This window comes from Brachybacterium muris (genome assembly GCF_016907455.1).
Taxonomy (GTDB): Bacteria; Actinomycetota; Actinomycetes; order Actinomycetales; family Dermabacteraceae; genus Brachybacterium; species Brachybacterium muris.
Window position 1 is genome coordinate 1,178,882 of sequence record NZ_JAFBCB010000001.1, and the last position, 24,588, is coordinate 1,203,469.

Consider the following 24,588-nt stretch of genomic DNA (forward strand, 5'->3'; position numbering starts at 1 on the left):
CGACGGAAACACCCCTGAAACGTCTGTTGCATTCACTGGGACCAGAACCGATGAACGTCCCAGCACTGCATGCACGTCCCCAGAACGGAAACTCCTTGATGCGCACCTCGCAGATCGCCCCGCCGCCGCGGCTGCTCATGGGCCCCGGCCCCATCAGCGCCGACCCCCGCGTGCTGCGGGCCATGTCCGCCTCGCTGCTGGGCCAGTTCGACCCCGCGATGACGGCGCTGATGACCGAGACCCAGGGCCTCTTCCGCGAGGTGTTCCGCACCGGCAACGAGGCGACGCTCCTGGTGGACGGCACCTCCCGTGCCGGCATCGAGGCCGTGCTCGTCTCCCTCCTCGAACCCGGCGACAAGGTGCTCGTCCCGATCTTCGGCCGCTTCGGCCACCTCCTGGTCGAGATCGCCGAGCGCTGCGGCGCCGAGGTCCACACGCTCGAGACCGAATGGGGACAGGTGTTCCCCGCCTCCGTCATCGAGGACGCGGTCCGGACGGTCCGCCCGAAGCTCCTCGCCGTCGTCCAGGGCGACACCTCCACCACCATGAACCAGCCCCTCGAGGAGCTCGGCGAGATCGCCGCCAGGCACGGCGCGCTGCTGTACACCGATGCGACCGCCTCCCTCGGCGGGAACGACCTGCTGGTCGACGAGTGGGGGATCGACGCCGCGACCGCGGGCCTGCAGAAGTGCCTCGCCGGCCCTTCCGGCAGCTCACCGCTGACCCTCTCCGATCGCGCCGTCGAGGTGATCGGGGCGCGACGCCACGTCGAGGCCGGGATCGCCGACGGCACCGCCGGGCGCGGCACCCGCATCCGCTCGAACTACTTCGACCTCGCGATGATCCTGGACTACTGGGGCGAGCAGCGCCTGAACCACCACACCGAGGCGACGAGCATGCTCTACGCCGCCCGCGAGTGCGCGAGCCTGCTGGTCGAGGAGGGGATGGACGCCGCCGTCGCCCGCCACCGCCTCCACGGCGCCGCCATGGCCGCCGGCATCGAGGGCCTGGGACTCACCCTCTTCGGCGACCAGGCCCACCGCATGCACAACGTCCTCGCCGTCGAGATCCCGGACGGCATCGACGCCGACGCCGCCCGCGCCGCGATGCTGGAGGACTACGGCATCGAGATCGGCACCAGCTTCGGACCCCTGCACGGGAAGGTCTGGCGGATCGGCACCATGGGCTACAACGCCCGCCGCGACGCCGTGCTCCTCACCCTCGCGGCGCTGGAGCAGGTGCTCCGTGCCGGCGGGGCGGACGTCGTCGCCGGTGGCGGCGTCGGCGCGGCCCGCGAGCACTACGAGGGCGCGGGGGAGGGCACGGCCGGGCAGGAGGGCGCGGCCGACGAGGCTGCCGCCGCCGTCGCGGGGGTCGCGCGATGACCGCCGACGCCACCACCCCCGCGAGCCCCACCACCCCAGCCCTCTCCGCCGGGACTCTCGAGGCCGCCGCGCGCATCATGGCCGACTGCGACCGGCTCGCCGCGATCTCCGCCCTCGAGGACGGCATCGAGCGCACCTACCTCACCCCCGAGCACGCCCGCCACAACGCAGTCGCCGCCGAGCTCATGACCGCCGCCGGGATGCGCACCTGGCAGGACGCCGCCGGGAACCAGCGCGGACGCCTCGAAGGCTCCCGCCCCGGCCTGCCCGCCCTTCTCCTCGCCTCCCACCTCGACACGGTCCCCGACGCCGGCCGCTACGACGGGATCCTCGGGGTGCTCCTCGCCATCGAGACCGTCGCGAGACTGAAGCACCGCGCGGGCGAGCTTCCCGTCGCCCTCGAGGTCGTCGCCTTCGCCGACGAGGAGGGCACCCGCTTCGGCGCGACGCTGCTGGGCAGCCGCGCACTCGCCGGCACCTGGGAGCAGGACTGGTTCGCCCTCGAGGACAAGGACGGGATCACCATGGCCGAGGCGTTCACCCGCTTCGGCCTCGACCCCGCCCGCATCGCCGACGCGGCCCTCGGCCCCGACGAGGTCGCCGGCTACCTCGAGGTCCACATCGAACAGGGCCCCTACCTCGAGGCCGCGGACCGGCCTCTGGGCGTCGTCACCTCGATCGCCGGTGCCCGACGGTTCGCCCTCACCGTTCTCGGCGAGGCCCGCCACGCCGGCGGCACCCCCTACGACCGTCGACGCGACGCACTCATCGGGGCGAGCCGCGCCGTCCTCGACATCGAGCAGATCGCCCGCGAGCGCGGCGCGATCGCCACCGTCGGCCGGCTGCAGACCTACCCGGGCGGCGTGAACGTGGTGCCGGGACACGTGGAGATGTCCCTGGACCTGCGCGCCGAGACCGACGAGCTGCGCGACGCGGTGCTCGAGGAGACCCTCGGGACGATCCGCGGCTTCTGCACCGAGCGCGGCCTCACCCTCGAGGTCGAGCAGATCCACGAGGCCTCCGCCGTGCGCTGCGCACCGCACCTCATGGACGCCGTCCGCACCGGGATCCGCTCGGTCGGCGATGGTGCCGGCGGTGATGATGCGCCGCTCGAGCTGTTCTCCCGCGCCGGACACGACGCGATGGCCATGGCGGCCCTCACCGACATCGGCATGCTCTTCGTCCGCTGCGCCGACGGGATCAGCCACCACCCCGACGAATCCGTGACCACCGAGGACGTCGCCGCAGCGCTCGACGCCTTCGAGGCCGCGACCCTCGCCGCCGCGGGGATCCGATGAACGCCGCGATCCGCGTGCTCCCGTCGGCCGGCCTGCGCGAGATGCCGCGCCGCGAGGTGCGCATCGACGCCCGCATCGACGCGAAGTATGCCGAGCTCACCCCGCAGGAGCGACGGATCTGCGACTTCCTGCTCGAGCACCTCGGCGACCTCGCCGTGTTCAGCGCCGCGGACATCTCCCGCGAGACCGGGGTGTCCAAGGCGACCGTCAGCCGCCTGTTCCGCAAGCTCGACTTCGCCGACTTCCGCGAGGTCAAGGAGCACACCCGCGCCATGCGCCGCGCCGGGACACCGCTCGCGGCACCGACCCGCACCGGCGTGCCGGGCCTCAGGCCGAGCCTCGAGGCGCACGTCCGCGCCGAGCGGGAGAACCACGACCGGCTGCTCACCGTCCTCTCCGGCGGGGCGCTCGAGGAGGCGACCGCGCTGCTCACCGGCGCGCGGCGGATCCTCGTGGTGGGTCTGCGCAACAGCTACCCCGTCGCCCTGCACCTGCACCAGCAGCTCATCCAGGCCCGCGACGAGGTGCGTCTCGCCCCTCAGCCCGGCCAGGCGGTGGGGGAGGAGCTCGCCGGGCTCACCGACGAGGACGCGGTGGTGCTGATCGGCTTCCGCCGTCGGCCGACGACCTTCCCCGCCCTCGCCGGCGCGATCGCGCAATCGCCCGCGCGCTGCCTGCTGGTCGGGGACGGCACCGCCCGCCCCTACGCCGCCGCGGCCGACCGCTGGCTCGAATGCCCCATCGACTCCGACGGCGCCTTCGACAGCTACTCCACCGCCACGGCGCTGGTGTCCCTGCTCGCCAACGGCGTGCTGAACCGGCGTGGCGCCGACGGGGTGCGCCGCATCAGCCGGATCACCGCCGCCTACGACCTCCTCGGCGAGCTCGAGGACAGCTGAGCCCAGCGCTCACCGCACAGAGCCTCACCGCACAGCGCGCAGCGCGCACAGCACACTCAGCACATCGACCCCACACGGCAGAAGGGGCGAGCCCGCAGGCTCGCCCCTTCCTCGGTTCCCCCGGGTCAGATCAGGTCAGGGTTCTCCGCGTAGACTTCCTCGAGCAGGCTGGTGTCGAAGTAGTTCTCCACGGCGAGGTCGTAGCCGGCCGCGACCAGCGCGTCCACGTTCTGCTGCATGAGCTCGTCGGACATGGTCAGCAGACCGTTCGCGTCGGTCTCGTCGGTGCTGACCAGCGCCACCTGCTCCTCGGCCTGGCGGGTCTCCTTCTCCATGTCCAGGCCGAGGTCCTGGCCGTAGTCCTCGACCGCGAGGCGCGCGCCCTCCTCGGGCTCGGCGATCGCGTCCTTCCATCCGCGGATGAGCGCCACCAGCGCCGCCTTCAGCAGGTCGCGCCGGGTCTCGATGGACTCCTGTGTGACCACGATGCTCTCGGCCATGAACGGCAGGCCGTTGTCCGCCAGCGGCAGGTTCACCACGTCCTCGCCGGCGAGCTCCAGGGTCAGCGCCTCGTTGGTGAGGTAGCCGAAGAACCCGTCGACCTCGCCGTTCACGAGCGGCTGCGGGTCGTACTGCACCGGCACCTTCTCCAGCTCGGCCGCGTCGATGCCGTTGGCGGAGAGGAACCCGTCGAACAGGGTCTCGTTCACGCCGGTCTGCACGCCGATCTTCTTGCCGACGAGGTCCGCCGGGGTGGCGATCGGGGCGGCGTCGCCGAGGGAGATGATCGTGAAGGGGTTCTTCTGGTAGGTGGTGCCGATGATCTTCAGCGGCGCCTCCTCGTCCTGGATCAGCGGCGCCACGCCGAGCGGCGAGGTGGTGCCCATGATCGCCGAGCCCGAGAGGACCATCGTCTCGCTCGAGGTGCCGGACGGGCCGCCGGCGATGAGGTTCACCTCGGAGAACCCGGCCTCCTCGAAGTAGCCGCGGTCGATGGCCATGTACTCGCCGGCGAACTCCGCGTTCTTGATCCACGAGAGGTTGATGTCGAGCGTGCCGTAGTCGGCCGCGGCCTCCCCGCCGTCGGAGGAGCCGCCGGAGGCGGACTCGGCGTCGGCCCCGCCGCAGGCGGCCAGCGACAGGGCGCCGAGCGCGGCGAGGGACGTGCCGATCACGACGCGTCGGGTCGGGGCGGAGGCAGAGGTGCGAGGGGTCTTCATGGCGTTCGCCTTCTTCTCAAGGGGTGCAGCGCCTCGGGGCAGTGGCGGCGAGTCCGACGCTAGGGATCGTGTGTTTCAGCGGGCGCCTGGGCCTGTTTCACGGCGGTTACATCTGCAGAGCAGACCCGCGAAACACATGTTTTACATGGGAGAAACGGTCCGGCCGCACCCGATTCCTAGCGTGGAGGAACCAGGGCGGGATCCGGCCGCGCAGCCTGTCGCAGGCGGCGCGCGGGACCCGCCGACCGCCGGAGGAAGGACGCCGTCATCAGCCACGTCACCACCCACGTGCTCGACACCGGCACCGGCCGGCCCGCCGTCGGCGTCGCCGTGACTCTCCTGGATGCAGGCGGCTCCGAGGTCGCGACCGGGGTCACCGACGCCGACGGGCGCGTGCGCGACCTCGGCCCGATCGCGCTCGTGACGGGCACCTACCGCCTCCGCTTCGCGACCGGCGCCTACTACGCCGAACGCCGCCAGGTCACGTTCTTCCCCGAGGTCGAGGTGGCCTTCTCCCTCGACGAGGGCCACGCCCATGTGCCGCTCCTGCTGAGCCCCTTCGCCCATTCCACCTACCGAGGCAGCTGACATGCTCGAGACCACCACCCCGCAGACCCCCGCCGGTCAGACCCCCGCCCCGTCGGCCGCCCCCGCGGCCTCCGTGCCCGCCGGCTCCGCCCCCACCGCGGTACTGGGCCGGAACCAGTACGGCAAGGCCGAGGTGCGGCTCGTCCACGTGGACCGCTCCACCCCGCGCCATGTCCTCACGGACCTGAACGTCACCTCGATGCTGCGCGGCGACTTCGAGGACTGCTACCGCACCGGCGACAACGCGCGCGTCATCGCCACCGACACGCAGAAGAACACCGTCTACGCCTTCGCGAAGCAGTACGGTGTCGCCGGTCCCGAGCGGTTCCTGCTGCGCCTGGCCGAGCACTTCATGGCCGAGGGCACGTGGCTGACCGGCGGGCGCTGGGAGGCCGAGCAGCTCGGCTGGGAGCGCATCATCGCCGCAGGTGAGGGGCACGACCACTCCTTCGTGCGCACCGGCCCCGAGGTCCGCACCGCCGCCGTCACCGTCCAGGACGGCGCCGCCCACGTGATCGGCGGGATCAAGGACCTCGTGGTCCTGAAGTCGACCGGCAGCGAGTTCCACGGCTTCCCGCGGGACCGGTACACGACCCTGCCCGAGACCACCGACCGCATCCTCGCCACCGAGGTCACCGCCCGCTGGCGCTTCCGTGAGCCCATCACGGCCGACGGGACCTCCGGCGTCGACCCGGACGAGACCTTCGCGGCGGTGCGCGCGGTGCTCCTGGAGACCTTCGCGACCACGCACTCCCTGTCCCTGCAGCAGACCCTCTTCGCGATCGGCGAGGCCGTGCTCGCCGCCCGTCCGGAGCTGGCCGAGATCCGCATGGTCATGCCCAACAAGCACCACTACCTCGTGGACCTCAGCCCCTTCGAGCTCGGCAACGACAACGAGGTGTTCATCGCCGGGGACCGCCCCTACGGCCTCATGCAGGCCGCGGTCACCCGCCCCGGCGAGCCCGACCAGCCGGCCGCCTGGGAGTGGCTCGGCGGATTCTGCTGAGGCCCCGGACCATGCCAGGACCAGGGAAGACGGCCGCGACGGACGCCGGGACGAGCTCCGGCGAGCTGCACACCGTCCGCGCCCACGAGATGCTGCTCGGGGACCGGCTGGTCGCGGCCGAGCTCGACATCGAGGACGGCCGGATCACCGCGATCCGCCCGCTCCCGGACGAGGCACCGCGCCTGCCCGGCACCCTCGTCGTCCCCGACGGTCTGCAGGTGCTGCCCGGGAACGTGGACACTCACGTGCACATCAACGAGCCCGGCCGCACCGAGTGGGAGGGTTTCTCGACCGCCACCCGCGCCGCCGCGCTCGGCGGGGTCACGACCCTCGTGGACATGCCGCTGAACTCCATCCCGCCCACGATCGACGTGGCATCGCTGCGTGTGAAGCAGGCCGCCGCCCGCGACGCACTCGCGGTGGACCTCGGGTTCTGGGGCGGGGTCGTCCCCGGCAACACCGCCGAGCTGCGCCCGCTGTGGGAGGCGGGCGTGATGGGCTTCAAGTGCTTCCTGCTGCCGTCGGGGGTGGACGAGTTCCCGCCGGTCGACGCCGCCCAGCTGCGCGCGGCGATGCATGAGGTCGCCACCTTCGACGGGCTCGTGATCGTCCACGCCGAGGACGCCTCCACCATCGACGCCGCCCCGGCGGTGCCGTCCGCGAAGTACACCGACTTCGTCGCCTCCCGGCCCGAGTCCGCCGAGGTCACCGCGATCGCGCGGCTCATCGAGGCGGTGCGCGAGACCGGGGCCCGCACCCACCTGCTCCACCTCTCCAGCGCCCGCGCCCTGGACCTCATCCAGCAGGCCAAGGCGGAGGGTCTGCCGCTCACGGTCGAGACCTGTCCGCACTACCTGTGCTTCGCCGCGGAGGCCGTGCCGGATGCGTCGCCGGAGTACAAGTGCTGCCCGCCGATCCGCGACGCCGGCAACCGCGACGCCCTCTGGCAGGGCCTCGAGGCCGGGCTCATCGACATGATCGTCACCGACCACTCGCCGTCCTCCCCGGCGGAGAAGCACCGCGGCGCCCCCGACCTCCAGCAGGCCTGGGGCGGGATCTCCGGACTCCAGGCCGGGTTCACCGCCATCGCCGCCGAGGCCCGCACCCGCGGCATCGACATCGCCCAGGTGAGTCGCTGGATGGCGCGGGCGACCGCCGACCTCGTGGGCCTCGCCCACAAGGGCCGCCTCGAGGTGGGCGCCGACGCGGACCTGATCCTCTACGACCCGGCCCGCCCCCAGACCCTGCGCGCGGACCGCTTCGCCCACCGTCACCCGCTCTCCGCCTACGACGGCCTCGCGCTCCAGGGCGCGGTGGTCGATGCGGTGCTGCGCGGGCAGATCCTCGCGGCCGACGAGGACGCGTCCCCGCGCGGCCGGTTCCTCGGGGGGCCCGGGGCGACGGCGCCCGGCGCGGAGCAGGCGGGAGCGGGCGCATGAGCGACACCCTCGCCGCGCCGCTCCCGGGTGGCCTCGCCGCGGCCTGCACCCGCTGGCTCGAGGCCGGCAAGCCCCTCGCGCTCGCCACCATCGTCGCGACCGAGGGCTCCGCGCCCCGGCCGCTCGGCACCACGATGGTGATCGGGGAGGGCGGGGTGGTGCGCGGCTCCCTCTCCGGCGGCTGCGTCGAGTCCGACCTCATCGAGCAGGGCCTCGAGGTGCTCGCCACCGGCGTGCCCGAGCGCCGCACCTACGGCTACACCGACGCCGCCGCCTGGGAGGTGGGGCTCATGTGCGGCGGCAGCATCGACGTGCTCGTCCAGCCTCTCGCCGCCCCGGACCCCGCCGCCGGACTCGACGCGCTGCTGGACGGTGCACCGGGAGCGCTGCTGTGGAGCCTCGACGAACCGAGCCGACGCCTCGCCCTGCCCGTCCCGCTCGCCGACGACGCGGGGGAGTGGGAGGGCCCGCTCGCGGCGCTGCTCGGCGGGGCCGACGGGCCCGGCGCGACCGACGAGGGCGACGCGACCGGCGGGCCCGGCGCGACCGGCGGGCCAGTGCACTCCGTCGACCCCGCGCTCGTGCGCCGCCTCGCCGCACAGCTCGCCGCCCGCACCTCCGCCGGCGAGACCGGCATCATCGCCCTGCCCGCCGACTGCGGTCTGCCCGCCGAGGGCATCCCGGGCCTGCCCGCCCCCGATGCCCCCGAGCTGTTCCTCCTCGTGAGGCGCCCCGCCCCGCGCCTGATCGTCAGCGGCACCACCGACCTCGCCGCGGCACTGCTCGCCCAGGGCCGCACCCTCGGCTACGACACCACCGTCGTCGACCCGCGCAGCACCTTCCTCACCCGTGAGCGGTTCCCCGCCGCGGACCGGATCGTCGTCGCCCGCCCCGACCGCTACCTCCGCGAGGAGGACGAGGCCGGGCGGCTCGACGACCGCACCGTCATCGCATGCCTGGGGCATGATCCGAAGATCGACGACCCCCTGGTCGAGACCGCGCTCTCCCTCCCGGTCGCCTACGTCGGCGCGATGGGCTCTCGACGCACCCACCACGAGCGGATCCGCCGTCTCCTCGAACGGGGCGTCATCACCACCCAGCTCCAGGCCCTGCACTCGCCGATCGGCCTGGACCTCGGCGGCTCCACCCCCGCCGAGTTCGCGCTCTCCGTCATGGCGGAGGTCGTCGCCGAGCGCACCGGCCGCGCCGCCGCGAGACCGCTGCGCACCACCACCGGCCCCCTGCACGGAAGCATCCCCGCATGACCACCACACCGCAGACCTCCCGCCCCGCACCCCCGGCCGGAGCCCCCGTGATCGTCGACGGCACCCCCGCCGCGGCCCCGCCCCGCCCCGGCCAGTGCCTGCGCACCTACCTGCGCGACCTCGGCCGGCTCGGCGTGAAGAAGGGCTGCGACGGAGGCGACTGCGGCGCCTGCACCGTGCACCTGGACGGCAAGCCCGTGCACAGCTGCGTCGTCCCCGCCGTCCGCGCGGCGGGCGCGAGCGTCACCACGATCAACGGCCTCGCCGCGACCGCCCCCGCACCCACCGAGATCCCGGCAGGTGGCGCAGCCCCGTCGGCCGCCGCAGCCCCGTCGGCCGGCGCAGCCCCGTCGGCGGACGCGACCCCGCCCGCCCCGGCGGGCCCTGCCACCCCGCCCGAGCACCCCGTCCAGTGCGCGTTCCGCACGGCGCAGGGCTTCCAGTGCGGGTTCTGCACCCCCGGCATGATCATGACCGCCGCGGCGCTGACCGACGGGGACCGTGCCGACCTGCCCCGCTCCCTCAAGGGCAACCTGTGCCGCTGCACCGGCTACTCCGCGATCGAGGACGCGATCGGCGGACACGTCCACGTCGAGGACGGTGCCGCCGCTGGCCGCAGCCTCGGCGCCCCCGCCGCGCGCCGCGTCGTCACCGGCACCGAGCAGTACACGCTCGACGTGGACCCGGCGACCCTGCCGGGGCTGCTGCACCTGAAGATCCTCCGCTCCCCGCACGCCCACGCGCAGATCCGCGGCATCGACACCGCCGCGGCGCTCGCGATCCCCGGCGTGCACACCGTCCTCACCCACGAGGACGCCCCGGCCACCCTGTTCTCCACCGGCCAGCACGAGCACCTCGCCGACGACCCGCTGGACACCCGCGTCCTGGACGACACGGTCCGCTTCGTCGGCCAGCGCGTCGCCGCCGTCCTCGCCGACACCGTCACCGCCGCCGAGGCCGGGGTGCGCGCCCTGAAGGTCGACTACGAGGTGCTCGAAGCGGTCACCGACCCGGCCCTCGCCCGCTTCGGCCCGGCCCTGCACGGCGAGAAGACCGGCGCCTCCGGCATCGCGGATCCTGCGACGAACCTGGTCACCGCCCTGCACACCCGCGTCGGGGATCTCGACGACGGGCTCGCCCGCGCCGCCGTCGTGATCGACCGCGAGTTCGAGACCCAGCGCGTCCAGCACGTCAGCCTCGAGACCCACGCCTCCATCGCGACCCTCGACGAGGGCGGGACGCTCGTGGTCCGCTCGAGCACCCAGGTGCCCTATCTGGCAAAGCGCACCCTGGTGCGCATGTTCGACCTGGATGAGGAGAAGGTGCGGGTGATCGCGCCGCGCATCGGCGGCGGCTTCGGCGGGAAGCAGGAGGTGTTCACCGAGGACCTGGTGGCGCTCGCGACCCTGCGCACCGGGCGGCCCGTGCAGCTCGAGCACACCCGCACCGAGCAGTTCACCTCCACCTCGGTGCGCCACCCCATGCGGCTGCGGGTCCGGGCCGGGGCCGACGCCGACGGTCGCCTCACCGCGATCCACCTCTCGCTGCTCTCGAACACCGGCGCCTACGGCAACCACGGCCCCGGCACCATGTTCCACGGCACCGGCGAATGCCTGGCCGTCTACAACAGCCCGGTCAAAGCTGTGGACGCCGAGGTGGTCTACACCAACACCGTCCCCTCCGGCGCGTTCCGCGGCTACGGCCTCAGCCAGACCGTCTTCGCCGTCGAGTCCACGATGGACGACCTCGCCCGCGAGCTCGGCATGGACCCCTTCGCCTTCCGCCGCCTGAACGTGATCCGCGAGGGCGATCCGATGATCTCCACCTCGCCCACCCCCACGGCCGACGTCGAGTACGGCTCCTACGGGCTGGACCAGTGCCTTGACCTGGTCGAGGAGGCGCTCGCCGCGCCTGGTGAGGGGCTGGGGGAGTCGGCCGACGGGGCTCCTGGCGGGGCCGGCCGGGCGGCCGACGAGGCTGCCGGCGCGGGCGCGCCCGGGCTCGGGCCCGACTGGGCCGTCGGCACCGGGATGGCGCTGTCGATGCTGGACACCGTCCCGCCGCGCGGCCACTTCTCCCACAGCCGCCTGGCGCTCCGCCCCGACGGCACGATCGAGGTGCGCATCGGCACAGCCGAGTTCGGCAACGGCACCACCACCGTCCACGTCCAGCTCGCCGCCGCTGCGCTCGGCTGCTCCCCCGACCGGCTCACGATCCTCCAGTCCGACACGTCGCTGGTCGGCCACGACACCGGGGCGTACGGCTCCGCGGGCACCGTCGTCGCCGGCAAGGCGACGCTCCACGCGGCGCAGACGCTGTTCGGGCTGCTCGCCCAGCGGGCGTCGGCGCTCGCCGGGGCGGCGACGGCCGACGAGAGCGCTGCCGCCGGTGGCCTCGCGCCTGTCGGTGAGCACGCTCCCGGCGGCGGCCGTGATCCCAGCGGCGACCGCGCAGGCGACTGGGCGGGTGAGGCCGCGGGCCTCCGCCACAGCCCGACCGGCGCCCTCGTCACCTGGGAGGACCTCGCCGCGAGCACCACCGAGGACTCGCCTCTCGAGGCCGAGGCGCACTGGGACGGCTCGCCCCGCTCCGTCGCCTTCAACGTCCACGGGGTGCGGGTCGCGGTGCACCGCCGCACCGGCGAGCTGCGGATCCTGCAGAGCGTGCAGGCGGCCGATGCCGGCTTCGTCGTGAACCCCCTGCAGTGCCGCGGCCAGGTGCAGGGCGGGGCCGCGCAGGCCCTCGGCGCGGCGCTGCACGAGGAGGTGATCGTGGACGACGCCGGGAAGGTCACCACCGACATCCTGCGCCAGTACCACGTGCCCACCTACGCGGACGTGCCCCGCACCGAGGTGCTCTTCGCGACCACCAGCGACCGCCTCGGCCCGCTCGGCGCGAAGTCCATGAGCGAGAGCCCCTACACACCGGTGGCCCCCGCCCTCACCAACGCGGTGCGCGACGCGGTCGGCGTGCGGATGACCTCGCTGCCCATGAGCCGCGACCGGCTCTACCTCGCGATGAAGGCCGCGGGCGTCGTCCCCGGCCGCCTCGCCTGAGCGAGCCCGGAACGGCCGACGGGCCCACGCGTACGGCCTCGTCGGCCCGCCCGTCGGCCCGTCGTGGACCTGGCCCGAGCGGTCAGCTCGCGTGCACTCCGGTGCCGCGGGCGTTGTAGAGGGTCGCGCCGCCGCCGGCGACGAGGTCGCGGTAGTCGGCGAGGACCTGGACCGCCTCCTCGCACAGCACCCCGGTCTCCACCTCGATGCCGCGCTCGGCGAAGCGGCCGATCCAGTCCTCGGGCATGGGGCCCTCGTCGAAGCCGGTCAGCTCCTCCACCTCGGGCCCGTCCACGGCGATGACCAGACGCTTCACCCCGGACCACATGGTCGCGCCGTAGCACATGACGCACGGGCGGGCATTGACCCACAGCTCCAGCGGCGCCGCCCCCGCTGCGCCCAGATCCCAGGTCCCGCGCCGCGCCTGGGCGAGGGACAGGGTGGTGACCTCGGCGTGCATGGAGGACAGCCCCGATGCCAGCACCCGGTTCACGCCGGCGGTGACGATCTCGCCGCTGGCGGGGTCGCGCACGAGCGCGGCGAAGGGCCCGCCGCCGCCCTCGCGCATGTTGCGGTCCGCAAGCCGGTTCAGCAGCCGCATCAGCACCGTGCGCGCCTCCTGCCCGTCCCCGACCGGGCCGTGCCCGAGCGCGGCGACCTCCTCGTCCACCCACACCGGCATCGACGCGCCGAAGGAGGTGACAGGAGAGATGGTGTCGGAGCGGTGCTGCGGGGCCATGGGTGCCTCCCGGCGGAGCGCGGGCCGTTGCGATGACGGCCCGGTGAGTGGGTGCGTGGGGTGGCCGGAGTGACGGGAACCGATCCGTCCCTCCGACCGCGGCCAGGCTAGGCTCGGGATGTGTCGACGGTGTTTCGGTGAGGCACGAGATCGTGGCGAGTTCCGCCCAGGTCGATCCCGAGTCAATCCCGCGACCGCGCTGAGACCCGTCCGAGACCTGGCCGAGACCTGCCCGGGCCCCACGTTACGCCCCCGAAACAGGAGCGCACCCCTCACGAAACAGCCGTTCCATAGCGTGGCCGCCATCGGATGACCCGTTGCGGAGCACCTGCTGCGCAGGAGCTCCTGCGCAGCCCGGTCCCGGCCCCCGTCGGCCGCCCCGGACCCCACGCGCCGCACGGTCCCCGATACCGCGCAGGACCACCGCGCGGACGAGAACCAGTGGAAAGAAGCGCCCTCGATGCACCACCGTCCTGCCGCCCCCGCCGCGCTCCCCGGAGTCACCGCCGCGCCCTCCCGCCGACTGCTGCTGGCCGGTGCGCTCGCCGCCCCCGCCCTCGCCCTCGCGGGCTGCTCCGGGTCGGCCGGCGGCGCGAGCGCGGGCGGCAGCCTCGGCACCCTCGAGGTGAACCAGAACTGGATCCGCACCACCGAGTTCGCCGGCGAGTACTTCGCCGACTCCCGCGGCTACTACACCGGCGCCGGCTTCGAGGAGGTCACCCTCATCCCCGGCGGCCCCTCCGGCACCTCCTCGGAGGCGATGGTACTGTCCGACTCGGCACTGGTCGGGATGACGACCCCGCTCGCGGCCGGGTCGATGGTCGCGGGGGAGGAGGCGCCGCTAGTGCTGCTCGGTGCGAAGTTCCAGCGCAACCCCTTCACCATCTGCTCCACCTCCACCACCCCCATCACCACCCCCGCCGACCTCGTCGGCAAGCGGATCGGCGTCGCCACCGGCACCAACGAGGTCCTCTTCGACGCGCTCCTCGAGGTCAACGGCATCGACCCTGCCGACGTCGAGCGGGTCACCGTCCAGTTCGACCCCCAGCCGCTGATCAACGGCGAGGTCGACGGCCAGATCTGCACCCTGACCAACGAGGCGATCACCGTCTCCCTCGCCGGGCTCGAGGCCGTGAACCTGCCGCTGGCCGACAACGGCCTGCCCTTCGTCTCCGGCGCCTTCGTCACCACTCTCCAGAACGTCGCCGAGCGGCGCGAGGAGCTGAAGGGCTTCCTCGCCGCCACCGTGCGCGGCTGGAAGGACGCCCTCGCCGACCCCGAGGAGTCCGCGCGCCTGGCCTACGAGGAGTACGGCGCGGACCTCGGGCTCGACCCCGAGAAGGAGCAGCGCCAGGCCGAGGCCCAGAACCAGCTCGTGGTCAGCGACGAGACCGACGCGAACGGCCTGTTCACCATCTCCGACGAGCTCGCCGCGAAGAACATCGAGCTCCTGGCCCTGGCCGGGCACGAGGTCGACCAGGACGCCTTCTTCGACCCGACCCTGCTGCAGGAGGTCTACGAGGAGAACCCCGACCTCCTCCCCGCCTGACCCCACCCACGCACTGCCCCGCCAGCACCGCCACCCCTGATCCGGCACCCCGAAAGGGCACCAGAATGACCGCGCAGAGCACGCCCCGCCCCACCACCGAGCTGCCCCGGGCCGGCGCCACCGGCATCGACCTCCGGGGCCTGAGCAAGACCTTCACCTCCGGCCGGCGTCCTGTCACCGCCTTCCAGGACACCCAGCTCGCCACAGACCGCGGCTCGTTCCTCTCGCTGCTGGGCCCCTCGGGCTGCGGCAAGTCGACGATCCTGCGGATCCTCGCCGGTCTCGAGGCGCCGACGACCGGCACCGCGCTCGTGGACGGGATGAGCCCCAAGCAGCTGCGCGCCAGCTCCCGCCTCGGGATCGCCTTCCAGGACTCCGCCCTGCTGCCCTGGCGCACCGTGCGCGGCAACATCCGTCTCGCCCTCGAGGTCGCCGGGAAGCTCGAGAACGAACCCTACATCGACGACCTCCTGGACCTGGTGGGGCTGCGCGCCTTCGAGAACGCGAAGCCGGGCCAGCTCTCCGGCGGCATGCGCCAGCGCGTCTCGATCGCCCGCGCCCTTGTCGTCAAGCCGGAGGTTCTGCTGCTCGACGAGCCCTTCGGCGCGCTCGACGACATGACCCGTCAGCGCCTGAACCTCGAGCTGCTGCGCATCTGGACCGAGAAGCCCGCGACGACCCTGATGGTCACCCACGGCATCTCCGAGGCCGTGTTCCTCTCCGACCAGGTCGCCGTGATGAGCGCGCGGCCCGGCCGGATCGTCGAGGTGTTCGACGTGGACCTGCCGCGCCCCCGCACCCCCGAGATGATGCGCACCCCGGAGTTCCACGCCCTGTGCGACCACGCCTCGGAGGTGCTGTTCGGCGCCCCGGCCGACGCCGCCGCGCTGCCCGAGAGCGCGTGAGCCCGCCGACGCGGGAGAAGGAGGACCATGCCATGACCGCTGCCACCCCCACCACCGCCGTCGCGGACGAGATCCCCGCCGTCCCCTCCCTGCCCGCCCGTCGGCCGCTGCCCCGCTGGGCGATTGGCGTGCTCGGCACCCTCGCCGTGATCGCCGGGTGGTGGATCCTCGCCGGCACGGTGCTCTCCGGGGCCGGGGCGGCCGAGGGCGGTGCGATCCCCACCCCCGGCGCGATCCTCGCCCAGCTCGCGGCCGACGGGTGGACCTACTACTCCCGCAACGCCTCGGTCACCCTCGCGGAGGCGGGCCTCGGCTACCTCCTCGGCAACGCCCTCGCGCTGCTGCTCGCCGCGGTGGTGATGCTGGTGCCCGCGCTCGAGCGGATCATCACCCAGCTGGGCGTCATCAGCTACTGCCTGCCGCTGGTCGCGATCGGTCCGATCATCTTCATCGTCCTCGGTCCGCCCGCCTCCGGCGCCCCCTCCGGGACCGCCGTCGTCCTCGCCGCCCTGTCGGTCTTCTTCACGACCCTGGTCGGCTCCATCCTGGGCCTCAGGAGCGCCGACAAGGCGGCGCTGGACGTCATCACCGTCTACGGCGGCACCCGCCTCACCCAGCTGCGCAAGGTCCAGATCATCTCCGCCCTGCCCAGCGTCCTGAACTCCCTGAAGATCGCCGCGCCCGGCGCGCTGCTCGGCGCGGTGCTCGGCGAGTACGTCGGCGGCGTCGACCGGGGCCTGGGCCCTGCGATGGTCAACGCCCAGCAGTCCCTCGAGATCGAGCGCGTGTGGGGCGTGGCCATCGTGTGCGGCCTGCTCGCCGGCGTCGCCTTCGCGATCCTCGCGCTCGTCGCCCGTTTCGCCACCCCCTGGTCCACCGGCACCGAAGGAGGCAGGTCCTGATGACCCACGCCCTGAAGTCCCTCTCCCGCTCCACCCTCGGCGTGGCGATCTCCCTCGCCGTGGTCCTCGCCATCTGGGCCGGCGGCCTGCGGATCCTGGACGTCTCCAGCTTCATCGGCAAGGGCCCGCTGGACGTGTTCGGCCACCTCGCGCTGGACGAGGACGCCGCCGCCCACCGCGCCGCCGTGCTCGGCAACCTCGGCATCACCCTCGCCGACGCGGCGATCGGCTTCGTGGCGGGGCTGGCGCTGGCGATGATCGTCGCGGCCGGGTTCACCCTGGTCCGCGGGGTGGAGGACGCCCTGCTGCCGCTGGCCATGCTGCTGCGCTCCGTGCCGCTGGTCGCGATGGCGCCGATCCTCATACTGATCTTCGGCCGCGGCACCGCGACCGTCGCCGCCATGGGCGGGATCGTCGTGCTGTTCCCCGCGCTGGTGACGATCGTGCTCGGCCTGCGCTCCGCCTCCCCGGCCATGATCGACGTGATCTCAGTGTTCGGCGGCAGCCGGTTCACCGCTTTCCGTGCCGTGGCCGTGCCCGCTTCGCTGCCCGCCCTGTTCACCGCGCTGCGCATCTCCATCCCGGGAGCGCTGACCGGGGCGCTGCTGGCGGAGTGGCTCGCCACCGGTCAGGGCATCGGCTACCAGATCGTCTCGGACGTCTCCCGCGCCCGCTACGAGAGCGTGTGGGCGTCGGTCGTGGTCGTCACCGCCGCGTCCCTGCTCCTCTACGGCATCGTCTCCGTGCTCGAGCGGCTCGTGCTGCGCCGCATGGGCCAGACGGTCTGAGCCCGTGGACCTCTCGACCGTCGAGGAGGTGCTCGCCACCGCCGACCCCGACGACTTCCGGGCTGGGGATGCCTGGCTCGGCGGCGGCACGGTCCTGTTCTCGTACGGCAGCGACCGCCTGCGCCGCCTGCTCGATCTGCGCTCGGCCGGCTGGGAGCCGTGGGAGCTGTGGGAGAGCGGTCTCGAGATCGCCTCGACCTGCACCATCGCCCAGCTCTACGCCCTCCCCGGCAGCGAGGCGCCCTACGGCGTGCTCCGCCCCGGCACGGCCCGGCAGGCGCGGGCAGGCGGGTTCCCGAGCGTCGAGGAGTGGCCCGCGACCGCGCTCATCCGCCCGTGCTGCGACGCGTTCGTCGCCTCCTTCAAGATCTGGAACACCTCCACCGTGGGCGGCAATGTCGCCACCGCCCTGCCCGCCGGGCCCATGACCTCCCTGCTCGCGGGCCTGGACGCCGACGCGCTGCTGTGGGCGCCGGGCGGCGGGAAGCGTCGCGTCCCGGTCGCGCAGCTCGTGCTCGGCGACGGCCGCACCGTGCTCGGTCGCGGGGAGCTGATCCGCTCCTTCCTCATCCCGCGCGCGTCGCTGGAGTCCCGGGCGGCGTTCCGGCGGCTGTCCCTGTCGAACCTGGGCCGCTCCGGCGCACTGCTCACCGGCCGCGACCTGGGCGATGGGCGCCTGCGCCTGACGATCACCGCCGCGACCGTGCGGCCCGTGCAGCTCGAGGTGCCGCTCGGCGCCGGGGACGCAGAGGTGGCTCGGCGGGTGGAGGCGGCGCTGCCGGCCCGGCTCGTCCACGACGACATCCACGGCCTGCCCGAGTGGCGGCGCGACATGTCCGTGCTGCTCGCCCAGGAGATCGTCGCCGAGCTCAGCACCCCTCCCGCCCCGGTGCGGGAGGCGGCGCATCCGCTCGAGGGCGCGGGCGGGCACCTGCGCTGAGCGGGTCTGCGCCCGAGGCACCTCGATACGCATCGTCCCGCGCCGCCCCGGCCCCGCACGACCCCGTCGGCCGACCCCCGATGACCCGACCCCCAGGAGACCCGTCATGCCCCACGCCCCGTGCGACACCCTGATCCACTCCGCGCACCTGGTCGTGGACCGCGGGCGCGAGCTGCCCGGCGGCTGGATCGCGCTCACCGGCGGGCGGGTCGCCGCCGTCGGCGCGGCCGATGAGCCGACGCCCGAGGCGGCCGAGCGGATCGACGCCGGCGGGCGCCTGGTCACCCCGGGGCTCATCAACACCCACCACCACATGTACCAGAACCTCACCCGCGCCTACGCCCCGGCGATCAACGGGTCCCTGTTCGACTGGCTGACCGCGCTGTATCCGGTGTGGGCGCAGCTGGACGTCGACGACATCGAGATCTCCACCTATATCGCGATGATCGAGCTGCTGATGGGCGGCTGCACCACCAGCTCCGACCACCTCTACGTCCACCCCCGCCCGGGCTTCGTCGACGCGCAGGTGCGCGCCGCCCGCGAGGTGGGGATGCGGTTCGTCGCCACCCGCGGATCCATGACCCGCTCCGTCGAGGACGGGGGCCTGCCCCCGGCGTCCGTCGTCCAGGACCACGACGCGATCATGGCCGACGCCGAAGCGGTCATCGCCGCCCACCACGACCCGAGTCCCGGTGCGATGGTCCGGATCGCGCTCGCGCCCTGCTCCCCGTTCTCCGTGTCCGAGCGAATCATGGTCTCCTCCGCCGAGCTGTCCGCGCGCACCGGCGTGCGCCTGCACACCCACCTCGCCGAGGACCACGACGAGGACGACTACTGCGCCGAGGTGTACGGCTGCCGCCCCGTCGAGTACCTCGAGCGAGTGGGCTGGGCGGGGGAGCGCACCTGGCTCGCCCACTTCATCTACCCGAGCGAGGACGAGGTCGCGCGGCTCGGCCGCGCGGGCGTCTCCGCCACCCAGTGCCCGAGCTCCAACATGATGATCGGCCACGGCACGATGGACGCCCTGCGCTGGAAGGAGCTCGGGATGGCAGTGGGGCTCGGCTGCGACGGCTCCGCCTCCACCGACAGCGCGTCGCTGTGGATGGAGACCCGCAACGCCCTCCTGCTGGGCCGGCTCCGCAACGGCCCCGCCTCCATACAGGCCCGCGACGCGCTGGATCTTGCGACCCGGGGGAGCGCTCAGTGCCTCGGCTGGGAGGACGAGATCGGGCACCTGCGCCCCGGCGCCTGCGCCGACCTCGTGGTGTGGGAGACCCACCCCGTCGCGCTCGCCGGCGCGCTCACCGACCCCGTCGAGGGCTGGCTGCGCACCGGCCCCGCCCGCGCCTGGCACACGCTCGTGGCCGGAGGGGTGCTGGTGAGGGACGGGGAGCCGGTCGCGCCCGCGCTCGGCGAGATGCTGCGCGCGCACCGGCGGTCCGCCGAGCGGCTGCAGGCGGCGGCGCTGGAATGAGGGGCGGCCGACGGGCGTACGCGCACGCTCTCGCCATGCCGCGCTGACCTGCGCAGATGTTGATCCGCTCGTCCCGTCGGTCGCTCTGGCAGCGCCCGTGAGCGTCGCCACAGGGATTTGACGCCCTCGTTTCGCCACGTGTCAAGGTCGTGACCGACGAGCGCCGGCGGTCGACGGCGGCACGTCCGTCTCGACGCGGCAACCGTCTCCCGCATCCCCGATCCAGGAGTAGACGTGTCCCGTCACACCACCCACTGCTCCCGCTCCTCGTCCCGCTGCAGCTTCGGATCACGGAACCAGGAGGCCTGGGCGATCTCCTCCTCGGTGCGTGCGGCGGGACCGTCGGGGTTCGCCAGCACCGGATCCGGCTCCAGAGCGAAGGTCGCGGCGTCCTCGGAGACGGCGAGGTACTGCTCCTGCAGCTCGGCGCGGCCGTCCGTGGGCCGGGTGGCCAGCGCGATCACCCTCCCGGCGCCGAGGCCGGCGGTGTCCTGCTCGTCCACCACCGCGGAGCCGCTCCACACGTCGACCCCGTCGGCCCCTGTGAGCGCCGTGCCCTGGTGCGTGAAGGAGACCAGGTCCGTGCTGGTCCAGTGCGCCCAGGCGGTGGGGCCGGGAACGGTGTCCTCGCCGTGGTGCAGCCCGTAGAGATGCAGCGTGTCGCCGATCCGCACGGGGCGCTGCGGATCGCCGATCCAGCCGGTGGGAGGGGTGAGATGGAAGCGGGGGCGGAGGCTCTCGGACCCGTCGTCGGGCGTGTCCGTCCGGTCGCCGGGGGCGGGCCCCGGATCGTCCTCGCCCCCGGTGCAGGAGGCCGCGCCCAGCACGAGCGGGACGAGGACCATCCCCGCGGCGGTGCGCTGCAGGACGGATCGGCGGGCGAGGCGGGTCATGGCGGCTCCGGGGTGTGGCGACTGGATCGGTGCGCCCCATCACGCGGTCATCCGACGGTAGCGAAGGGGTGGGGCGCATCTCCATCGGGTGTGAGAGGGGCCGCGGGAGAGCGGTGCCCGCGTTGACCCGCCCGGTGCGGCCGAGAGGCCGTGCCGGGGAGGTCACGGCCCCGGCACGTCGAGACCGAACCTCCGCACGCGATCGTCCTGCTCGGACCGGGCGTCCTCTCGGTCGTCCTGCGGAACCGCCCCGCGCCCGGGCGCGGGTGAACTAGTGTGCGAGCACGGACCCGACGAAGGGAGCGCGTGATGAGACGGCGGCTGCCGTTCCTGGACAAGGCCGCGCCCGAGGCCTGGGACCTGCTCGGCGAGGTGCGCCGCGCCGTCGCCGAGCAGAACGAGGCCGCTGGGATCGCGACGACGACGCTCGAGCTCATGTACCTGCGCATCTCGCAGCTCAACGGCTGCGTTTTCTGCGTGGACCTCCACCACCGTCGGGCCGTGCGCGCCAGCGCGCCGGACGACCAGGTCGCGCAGCTGCCCGTCTGGCGCGACTCGCCCAGCTTCGATGCCGTCGAGCGCGCCGCGCTGCTACTCGGCGAGACGGTCACGACCCTGCCCGAGCCGATGGTCCGCGACCGCGACCTGATGACCGCGCGCGACGTGCTCGGAGAGCAGGCCTTCGCGGCGCTGGAGTGGTCCGCGGTGCTGATGACCACGTACAACCGTCTGTCCGTGCTCTCCCACCACCCCGTGCCCGGCGCCCGCTGACCGCGCCGCTCTTCGAGAGGAGCCAAGATGACCGAGGACACCACCCCCGCAGAGACGGTCGACCCGGCCGACGAGACCGTCGAGGTGCGCGAGAACCCCGGGAGAAACCGCTTCGACATCCTCGTCGGTGGCCGCCAAGCCGGCTTCTCGATGTTCACCACCCCGGCGGAGAACCCCGATGACCAGCGGATCTTCTACCACACCGTCATCGACGACGCCTTCGGCGGGCGGGGACTCGCCGGCGTGCTCACCCGCGGCGCGCTCGCCGCGAGCGTCGAGCAGGGCAAACGGATCGTGCCCGTCTGCCCGTACGTCGCGCGCTGGGTCCGCGGCCACGACGACTTCGCGGACTCCGTGGACCGGGTGAAGGCCGTGCACCTCGAGGCCGTGCGCGCCGCGAACGCCGAGGCCGACGGCACGACACCCTGAGCTGAGCAGCCGTCCGCGCCTCTCACCGCCCAAGAAGGCCGCTGTCATCGGGCCCGCCCAGCATGCGACGCTCGGAGATGATTGCGCTGTCGAGGGGGTCGCGACGGCCCCGAGCACCGCAGCGTGCTCGCAGCACCCGAGGCGAAGGAGCAGCCGGAAATGCGCACACCGAGGAACCAGCGATCGGCCGAGGCCGTCGAGGCCTTCACCCGGATCATGGGGCGCAAGCACGTGCTCACCTCGGCGCGTGCCACCGCGCCGTTCACCACGGGCGACCGCTTCGGTGCCGGTGACGTGGTCGCCGTGCTGCGGCCCGGCTCGCTGGTGGACATGTGGCGGGCGCTGCAGGTATGCGTGGACCACGATCTGATCGTCATCACCCAGGCCGCGAACACGGGTCTCACCGGCGGCTCCGGCCCCGGCGACCAGGACTACGACCGCGACATCGTCATCCTCTCCACGCTGCGGATCGACGGGATCCACCTCATCAACGATGTCCGCGAGGCGATCAGCCTGGCCGGCGCCACCCTGTTCTCGCTCGAGGAGAAGCTCGCCGCGCACGGCCGCGAGCCTCACTCGGTGATCGGCTCGAGCTCCATCGGCGCGACCGTCGTCGGCGGCATCGCGAACAACTCCGGCGGCTCCCAGATGCGTAAGGGCCCCGCCTACACGGAGCAGGCGATCTTCGCCCGCGTCGATGAGGACGGCCGGATTCACCTGGTGAACCACCTCGGGATCGATCTCGGCACCGATCCCACGCACATCCTCGACCGGCTCGAGCGCGGGGACTGGGACGCCGCCGACGTCACCCCGCCGCCGCCCGACTCCACCGGCACCGACTACGCGGACCACGTGCGACAGCTGGCCGACACCCCGGCCCGCTTCAACGCCGACCCGACCTTCCTCCACGAGGCCTCCGGCAGCGCCGGCAAGATCATGGTGTTCGCCGTGCGCACCCGCACCTTCCCGCTCGAGAAGGACAAGGCCACCTTCTACATCGGCACCGACCGCCCCTCCGATCTCGAGGCGCTGCGCCGTGAGTTCCTCGCCGCCGACGGCCCGCTGCCGATCTCGGGCGAGTACATGAGCGCGCATGCCTTCGACCTCGCGACCGAGTACGGCAAGGACACCTACGTCTCGCTCAAGCACGCCGGCTCCCGCACCCTGGTGCGCATGTTCGCGCTGAAGGGCTGGGCCAACGGCGTGTTCGCGAAGCTGCCCGGCTTCGGGCCCTCCACCGCCGATGCGATCTCCCAGAAGCTCTTCTCCCTGGTGCCGGAGAAGATCCCGTCCCGGCTCACCGACTACCGCGACCGCTTCGACCATCACCTGCTGCTGGTGGTCAGCGGCAGCGAGCGCGCGGCGACCGCCCAGCTGCTCCGCGAGTTCTTCGCCGGCCCCGAGCATGAGGGCGACTTCTTCGAGTGCGACGCCGACGAGGCCCAGAGCGCGACCCTGATCCGCTTCGGCGTCGCCAGCGCCGCGAGCCGCTACTACGTCATGCACCGCGCCGAGGCCTCGGCGATGGTCACCTTCGATGTGGCCCTGCGCCGGGACGATGAGGACTGGCTGGAGCGCCTGCCCGAGGAGATCGCGGACCAACTGCTCGAGAGCGCCTACTTCGGCCACTTCTTCTGCCACGTCCTGCACCAGGACCATGTGGCGAAGAAGGGCGCGGACCCGGTCGCACTGAAGAAGCGGATGACGCAGCTGCTGGTGGACCGCGGCGCTGCGGTCCCCGCCGAGCACAACTTCGGCCGGATCTACCCGGCCCCCGAGCAGCTGGTCGCCCACTACCGTGAGCTCGACCCGCTGAACATGTTTAACGCCGGGGTGGGGGAGACGTCGGCGAAGAAGGGGTGGGGGTGAGAGGCGCGGCCGGACCGGCCGCACCCCTCCCTCCTCTCATCGCGCGGCGATCTCCTCGAGCTGAGCCACCCACGCGTCGATGCGCTCAGGGGCGGCCCAGCTGATCTCGAGCGAGTTGCGGGCCAGCTGCACGACCTCCTCGCGGCTGAGGTCCTGGGCGATGGCCAGCGCCTCGAGGTTGTCACCCACGTAGCCGCCGAAGTAGGCGGGATCGTCCGAGGCGACCGAGACCTTCAGCCCCTGGCGCAGGAGGTCGGTAATCTCTTGAGACTTCATCTGCTCGGTGACGAAGGAGTTCGACAGCGGGCAGCAGGTGAACCCGATCCCGCGCTCCTTCGCCTCGGCGACCAGGGAGCCGTCCTCGAGGATGTTCGTCCCGTGATCGATGCGCTCCACGCCGATCTGATGGAGCACTGTGGCGATATTGGCGATCGACTGCTCCTGGTCGATGTCGCAGTGCATGGTCAGGCGGTAGCCGGCCTGCTTCGCGGCGGCGAAGACCGCGGCGAACTTCTCGGGCGGGTTGCCGCGCTCGTCGGAGTCCAGCCCCACCCCGAGGATCCGGTCGCGATAGGGCAGCGAGGCCGCGAGCGTCTCCTCGGCAGACTCGACGCTGTGATCACGCAGGAAGCACATGATCAGCGCGGCCTCCACGCCGAGGCCCCGCGCCTCCTGCACAGCCGACCAGAGCCCGTCGATCACGGCGGAGAAGGGCACGCCGCGGCTGGTGTGGGCCTGCGGGTCGAAGAAGATCTCCGCGCGCACCACTCCGTCGGCGGCGGCGCGCTCGAAGTACGCCATGGCCAGGTCAAAGAAGTCCTGCTCGGTGACCAGCACCTCCATGGCGGGGTAGTAGACGGCCAGGAAGCTGGTGAGATCGGTGAAGTCATAGGTGGCACGCACCTGCTCCACTGTGCTCTGCCCGATGTCCACACCGTTGCGGCGGGCCAGGGCGAGCTTCAGCTCCGGCTCGAGGGTGCCCTCGATGTGCAGGTGGAGCTCCGCCTTCGGCAGGGAATCGATGAACGGGCGATCGTAGCTGGGCATGACGGGGCGGTCTCCTCGAGGTCACCGGGCAGGACTCGGCCAGGATAGAAGGTTCGCTGCACTTCAGTGCGGTGCGATCACGGCGGCACGGGGTCGATCCGTCGATCGGTCAGGTCCGTCCCAGGA

General features: G+C 73.0%; 21 protein-coding genes. 17 read left to right on the forward strand and 4 right to left on the reverse strand.

Annotation, left to right across the window (positions count from 1 at the left end; translation table 11 throughout):
- Positions 1–98: 98 nt before the first annotated feature.
- From JOD52_RS05450 to JOD52_RS05460, 3 genes are read left to right on the forward strand one after another with little or no spacing between them, the layout of a single operon-like run.
- Positions 99–1,385, forward strand: coding sequence for a pyridoxal-phosphate-dependent aminotransferase family protein (locus tag JOD52_RS05450; protein ID WP_239551801.1), 1,287 nt, complete (start codon positions 99–101; stop codon positions 1,383–1,385).
- Positions 1,382–2,683, forward strand: a complete 1,302-nt coding sequence (locus JOD52_RS05455) for an allantoate amidohydrolase (RefSeq protein ID WP_204409000.1) — start codon at positions 1,382–1,384, stop codon at positions 2,681–2,683. Before JOD52_RS05450 ends, JOD52_RS05455 begins: the two co-directional genes overlap by 4 nt.
- On the forward strand, positions 2,680–3,582 hold the full coding sequence (locus tag JOD52_RS05460; protein WP_239551802.1) for a MurR/RpiR family transcriptional regulator: 903 nt from the start codon (positions 2,680–2,682) through the stop codon (positions 3,580–3,582). Before JOD52_RS05455 ends, JOD52_RS05460 begins: the two co-directional genes overlap by 4 nt.
- 125 nt (positions 3,583–3,707) lie before the next feature.
- Here the strand turns inward: JOD52_RS05460 and JOD52_RS05465 are convergent, their stop codons facing one another.
- Positions 3,708–4,802: an ABC transporter substrate-binding protein gene (locus JOD52_RS05465; protein ID WP_204409001.1), complete on the reverse strand. Its 1,095-nt coding sequence runs from the start codon at positions 4,800–4,802 to the stop codon at positions 3,708–3,710.
- Between the two features lie 267 nt (positions 4,803–5,069).
- Here JOD52_RS05465 and uraH point away from each other — a divergent pair, with 267 nt between their 5' ends.
- From uraH to JOD52_RS05490, 5 genes are read left to right on the forward strand one after another with little or no spacing between them, the layout of a single operon-like run.
- Positions 5,070–5,390, forward strand: coding sequence for a hydroxyisourate hydrolase (gene uraH, locus JOD52_RS05470; RefSeq protein ID WP_204411531.1), 321 nt, complete (start codon positions 5,070–5,072; stop codon positions 5,388–5,390).
- Position 5,391: 1 nt separating this feature from the next.
- Positions 5,392–6,396, forward strand: a complete 1,005-nt coding sequence (pucL, locus tag JOD52_RS05475) for a factor-independent urate hydroxylase (protein WP_204409002.1) — start codon at positions 5,392–5,394, stop codon at positions 6,394–6,396.
- Between the two features lie 11 nt (positions 6,397–6,407).
- Positions 6,408–7,835, forward strand: coding sequence for an allantoinase AllB (gene allB / locus JOD52_RS05480; protein ID WP_204409003.1), 1,428 nt, complete (start codon positions 6,408–6,410; stop codon positions 7,833–7,835).
- Positions 7,832–9,100, forward strand: coding sequence for an XdhC family protein (locus JOD52_RS05485; protein WP_204409004.1), 1,269 nt, complete (start codon positions 7,832–7,834; stop codon positions 9,098–9,100). The genes allB and JOD52_RS05485 overlap by 4 nt, the downstream gene beginning before the upstream one ends.
- Entirely contained in the window at positions 9,097–12,156 is a 3,060-nt protein-coding gene (locus JOD52_RS05490) for a molybdopterin-dependent oxidoreductase (protein WP_204409005.1), read from the forward strand. The genes JOD52_RS05485 and JOD52_RS05490 overlap by 4 nt, the downstream gene beginning before the upstream one ends.
- Positions 12,157–12,238: 82 nt before the next feature.
- On the opposite strand, the gene JOD52_RS05495 is transcribed toward JOD52_RS05490, so the two are convergent.
- Positions 12,239–12,895 carry a nucleoside deaminase gene (locus tag JOD52_RS05495; RefSeq protein ID WP_204409006.1) on the reverse strand — a complete coding sequence of 219 codons (657 nt, stop codon included), beginning with the start codon at positions 12,893–12,895 and terminating at the stop codon, positions 12,239–12,241.
- A gap of 460 nt (positions 12,896–13,355) precedes the next feature.
- On the opposite strand from JOD52_RS05495, the gene JOD52_RS05500 reads away from it, so the two are divergent.
- The 6 genes from JOD52_RS05500 (at position 13,356) to JOD52_RS05525 (ending at position 19,453) form a co-directional block, all read left to right on the forward strand.
- Positions 13,356–14,444 carry an ABC transporter substrate-binding protein gene (locus tag JOD52_RS05500; protein WP_204409007.1) on the forward strand — a complete coding sequence of 363 codons (1,089 nt, stop codon included), beginning with the start codon at positions 13,356–13,358 and terminating at the stop codon, positions 14,442–14,444.
- A gap of 65 nt (positions 14,445–14,509) precedes the next feature.
- The gene (locus JOD52_RS05505) at positions 14,510–15,349 is read left to right on the forward strand and encodes an ABC transporter ATP-binding protein (protein WP_204409008.1); all 840 of its coding nucleotides are present in this window, start codon (positions 14,510–14,512) and stop codon (positions 15,347–15,349) included.
- Between the two features lie 32 nt (positions 15,350–15,381).
- Positions 15,382–16,251, forward strand: coding sequence for an ABC transporter permease (locus tag JOD52_RS05510; RefSeq protein WP_204409009.1), 870 nt, complete (start codon positions 15,382–15,384; stop codon positions 16,249–16,251).
- The gene (locus JOD52_RS05515) at positions 16,251–17,039 is read left to right on the forward strand and encodes an ABC transporter permease (RefSeq protein ID WP_204409010.1); all 789 of its coding nucleotides are present in this window, start codon (positions 16,251–16,253) and stop codon (positions 17,037–17,039) included. The genes JOD52_RS05510 and JOD52_RS05515 overlap by 1 nt, the downstream gene beginning before the upstream one ends.
- 4 nt (positions 17,040–17,043) lie before the next feature.
- Positions 17,044–17,979, forward strand: coding sequence for an FAD binding domain-containing protein (locus JOD52_RS05520; protein ID WP_204409011.1), 936 nt, complete (start codon positions 17,044–17,046; stop codon positions 17,977–17,979).
- 106 nt (positions 17,980–18,085) lie between these two features.
- Positions 18,086–19,453 (forward strand): 8-oxoguanine deaminase, encoded by a 1,368-nt coding sequence (locus JOD52_RS05525; RefSeq protein WP_204409012.1) that lies wholly within the window; start codon positions 18,086–18,088, stop codon positions 19,451–19,453.
- Positions 19,454–19,695: 242 nt separating this feature from the next.
- Here the strand turns inward: JOD52_RS05525 and JOD52_RS05530 are convergent, their stop codons facing one another.
- Positions 19,696–20,346, reverse strand: coding sequence for a glycoside hydrolase family protein (locus JOD52_RS05530; protein ID WP_204409013.1), 651 nt, complete (start codon positions 20,344–20,346; stop codon positions 19,696–19,698).
- Positions 20,347–20,655: 309 nt separating this feature from the next.
- Here JOD52_RS05530 and JOD52_RS05535 point away from each other — a divergent pair, with 309 nt between their 5' ends.
- The 3 genes from JOD52_RS05535 to dld all read left to right on the forward strand — a co-directional run bounded on the left by JOD52_RS05535 (position 20,656) and on the right by dld (position 23,415).
- On the forward strand, positions 20,656–21,117 hold the full coding sequence (locus tag JOD52_RS05535; protein WP_204409014.1) for a carboxymuconolactone decarboxylase family protein: 462 nt from the start codon (positions 20,656–20,658) through the stop codon (positions 21,115–21,117).
- A gap of 27 nt (positions 21,118–21,144) precedes the next feature.
- Complete coding sequence (locus tag JOD52_RS05540) at positions 21,145–21,546, forward strand: GNAT family N-acetyltransferase (protein ID WP_204409015.1); 402 nt, start codon at positions 21,145–21,147, stop codon at positions 21,544–21,546.
- A gap of 159 nt (positions 21,547–21,705) precedes the next feature.
- Positions 21,706–23,415, forward strand: coding sequence for a D-lactate dehydrogenase (gene dld, locus JOD52_RS05545; protein ID WP_204409016.1), 1,710 nt, complete (start codon positions 21,706–21,708; stop codon positions 23,413–23,415).
- A 36-nt stretch (positions 23,416–23,451) separates the two neighbouring features.
- Here dld and add read toward each other — a convergent pair whose 3' ends face one another.
- A complete protein-coding gene (gene add / locus JOD52_RS05550; protein ID WP_204409017.1) occupies positions 23,452–24,462 on the reverse strand; it encodes an adenosine deaminase in 1,011 nt (336 codons plus the stop codon).
- Between the last annotated feature and the right edge of the window lie 126 nt (positions 24,463–24,588).

What these genes read in the sequence shown, in the direction of transcription:
- JOD52_RS05450 (WP_239551801.1), top strand. Translation starts at nt 99, where the DNA reads ATGCGCACCTCGCAGATCGCCCCGCCGCCGCGGCTGCTCATGGGCCCC.
- JOD52_RS05455 (WP_204409000.1), top strand. Translation starts at nt 1,382, where the DNA reads ATGACCGCCGACGCCACCACCCCCGCGAGCCCCACCACCCCAGCCCTC.
- JOD52_RS05460 (WP_239551802.1), top strand. Translation starts at nt 2,680, where the DNA reads ATGAACGCCGCGATCCGCGTGCTCCCGTCGGCCGGCCTGCGCGAGATG.
- JOD52_RS05465 (WP_204409001.1), bottom strand. Translation starts at nt 4,802, where the DNA reads ATGAAGACCCCTCGCACCTCTGCCTCCGCCCCGACCCGACGCGTCGTG.
- pucL (WP_204409002.1), top strand. Translation starts at nt 5,392, where the DNA reads ATGCTCGAGACCACCACCCCGCAGACCCCCGCCGGTCAGACCCCCGCC.
- allB (WP_204409003.1), top strand. Translation starts at nt 6,408, where the DNA reads ATGCCAGGACCAGGGAAGACGGCCGCGACGGACGCCGGGACGAGCTCC.
- JOD52_RS05485 (WP_204409004.1), top strand. Translation starts at nt 7,832, where the DNA reads ATGAGCGACACCCTCGCCGCGCCGCTCCCGGGTGGCCTCGCCGCGGCC.
- JOD52_RS05490 (WP_204409005.1), top strand. Translation starts at nt 9,097, where the DNA reads ATGACCACCACACCGCAGACCTCCCGCCCCGCACCCCCGGCCGGAGCC.
- JOD52_RS05495 (WP_204409006.1), bottom strand. Translation starts at nt 12,895, where the DNA reads ATGGCCCCGCAGCACCGCTCCGACACCATCTCTCCTGTCACCTCCTTC.
- JOD52_RS05500 (WP_204409007.1), top strand. Translation starts at nt 13,356, where the DNA reads ATGCACCACCGTCCTGCCGCCCCCGCCGCGCTCCCCGGAGTCACCGCC.
- JOD52_RS05505 (WP_204409008.1), top strand. Translation starts at nt 14,510, where the DNA reads ATGACCGCGCAGAGCACGCCCCGCCCCACCACCGAGCTGCCCCGGGCC.
- JOD52_RS05510 (WP_204409009.1), top strand. Translation starts at nt 15,382, where the DNA reads ATGACCGCTGCCACCCCCACCACCGCCGTCGCGGACGAGATCCCCGCC.
- JOD52_RS05515 (WP_204409010.1), top strand. Translation starts at nt 16,251, where the DNA reads ATGACCCACGCCCTGAAGTCCCTCTCCCGCTCCACCCTCGGCGTGGCG.
- JOD52_RS05525 (WP_204409012.1), top strand. Translation starts at nt 18,086, where the DNA reads ATGCCCCACGCCCCGTGCGACACCCTGATCCACTCCGCGCACCTGGTC.
- JOD52_RS05530 (WP_204409013.1), bottom strand. Translation starts at nt 20,346, where the DNA reads ATGACCCGCCTCGCCCGCCGATCCGTCCTGCAGCGCACCGCCGCGGGG.
- JOD52_RS05535 (WP_204409014.1), top strand. Translation starts at nt 20,656, where the DNA reads ATGAGACGGCGGCTGCCGTTCCTGGACAAGGCCGCGCCCGAGGCCTGG.
- JOD52_RS05540 (WP_204409015.1), top strand. Translation starts at nt 21,145, where the DNA reads ATGACCGAGGACACCACCCCCGCAGAGACGGTCGACCCGGCCGACGAG.
- dld (WP_204409016.1), top strand. Translation starts at nt 21,706, where the DNA reads ATGCGCACACCGAGGAACCAGCGATCGGCCGAGGCCGTCGAGGCCTTC.
- add (WP_204409017.1), bottom strand. Translation starts at nt 24,462, where the DNA reads ATGCCCAGCTACGATCGCCCGTTCATCGATTCCCTGCCGAAGGCGGAG.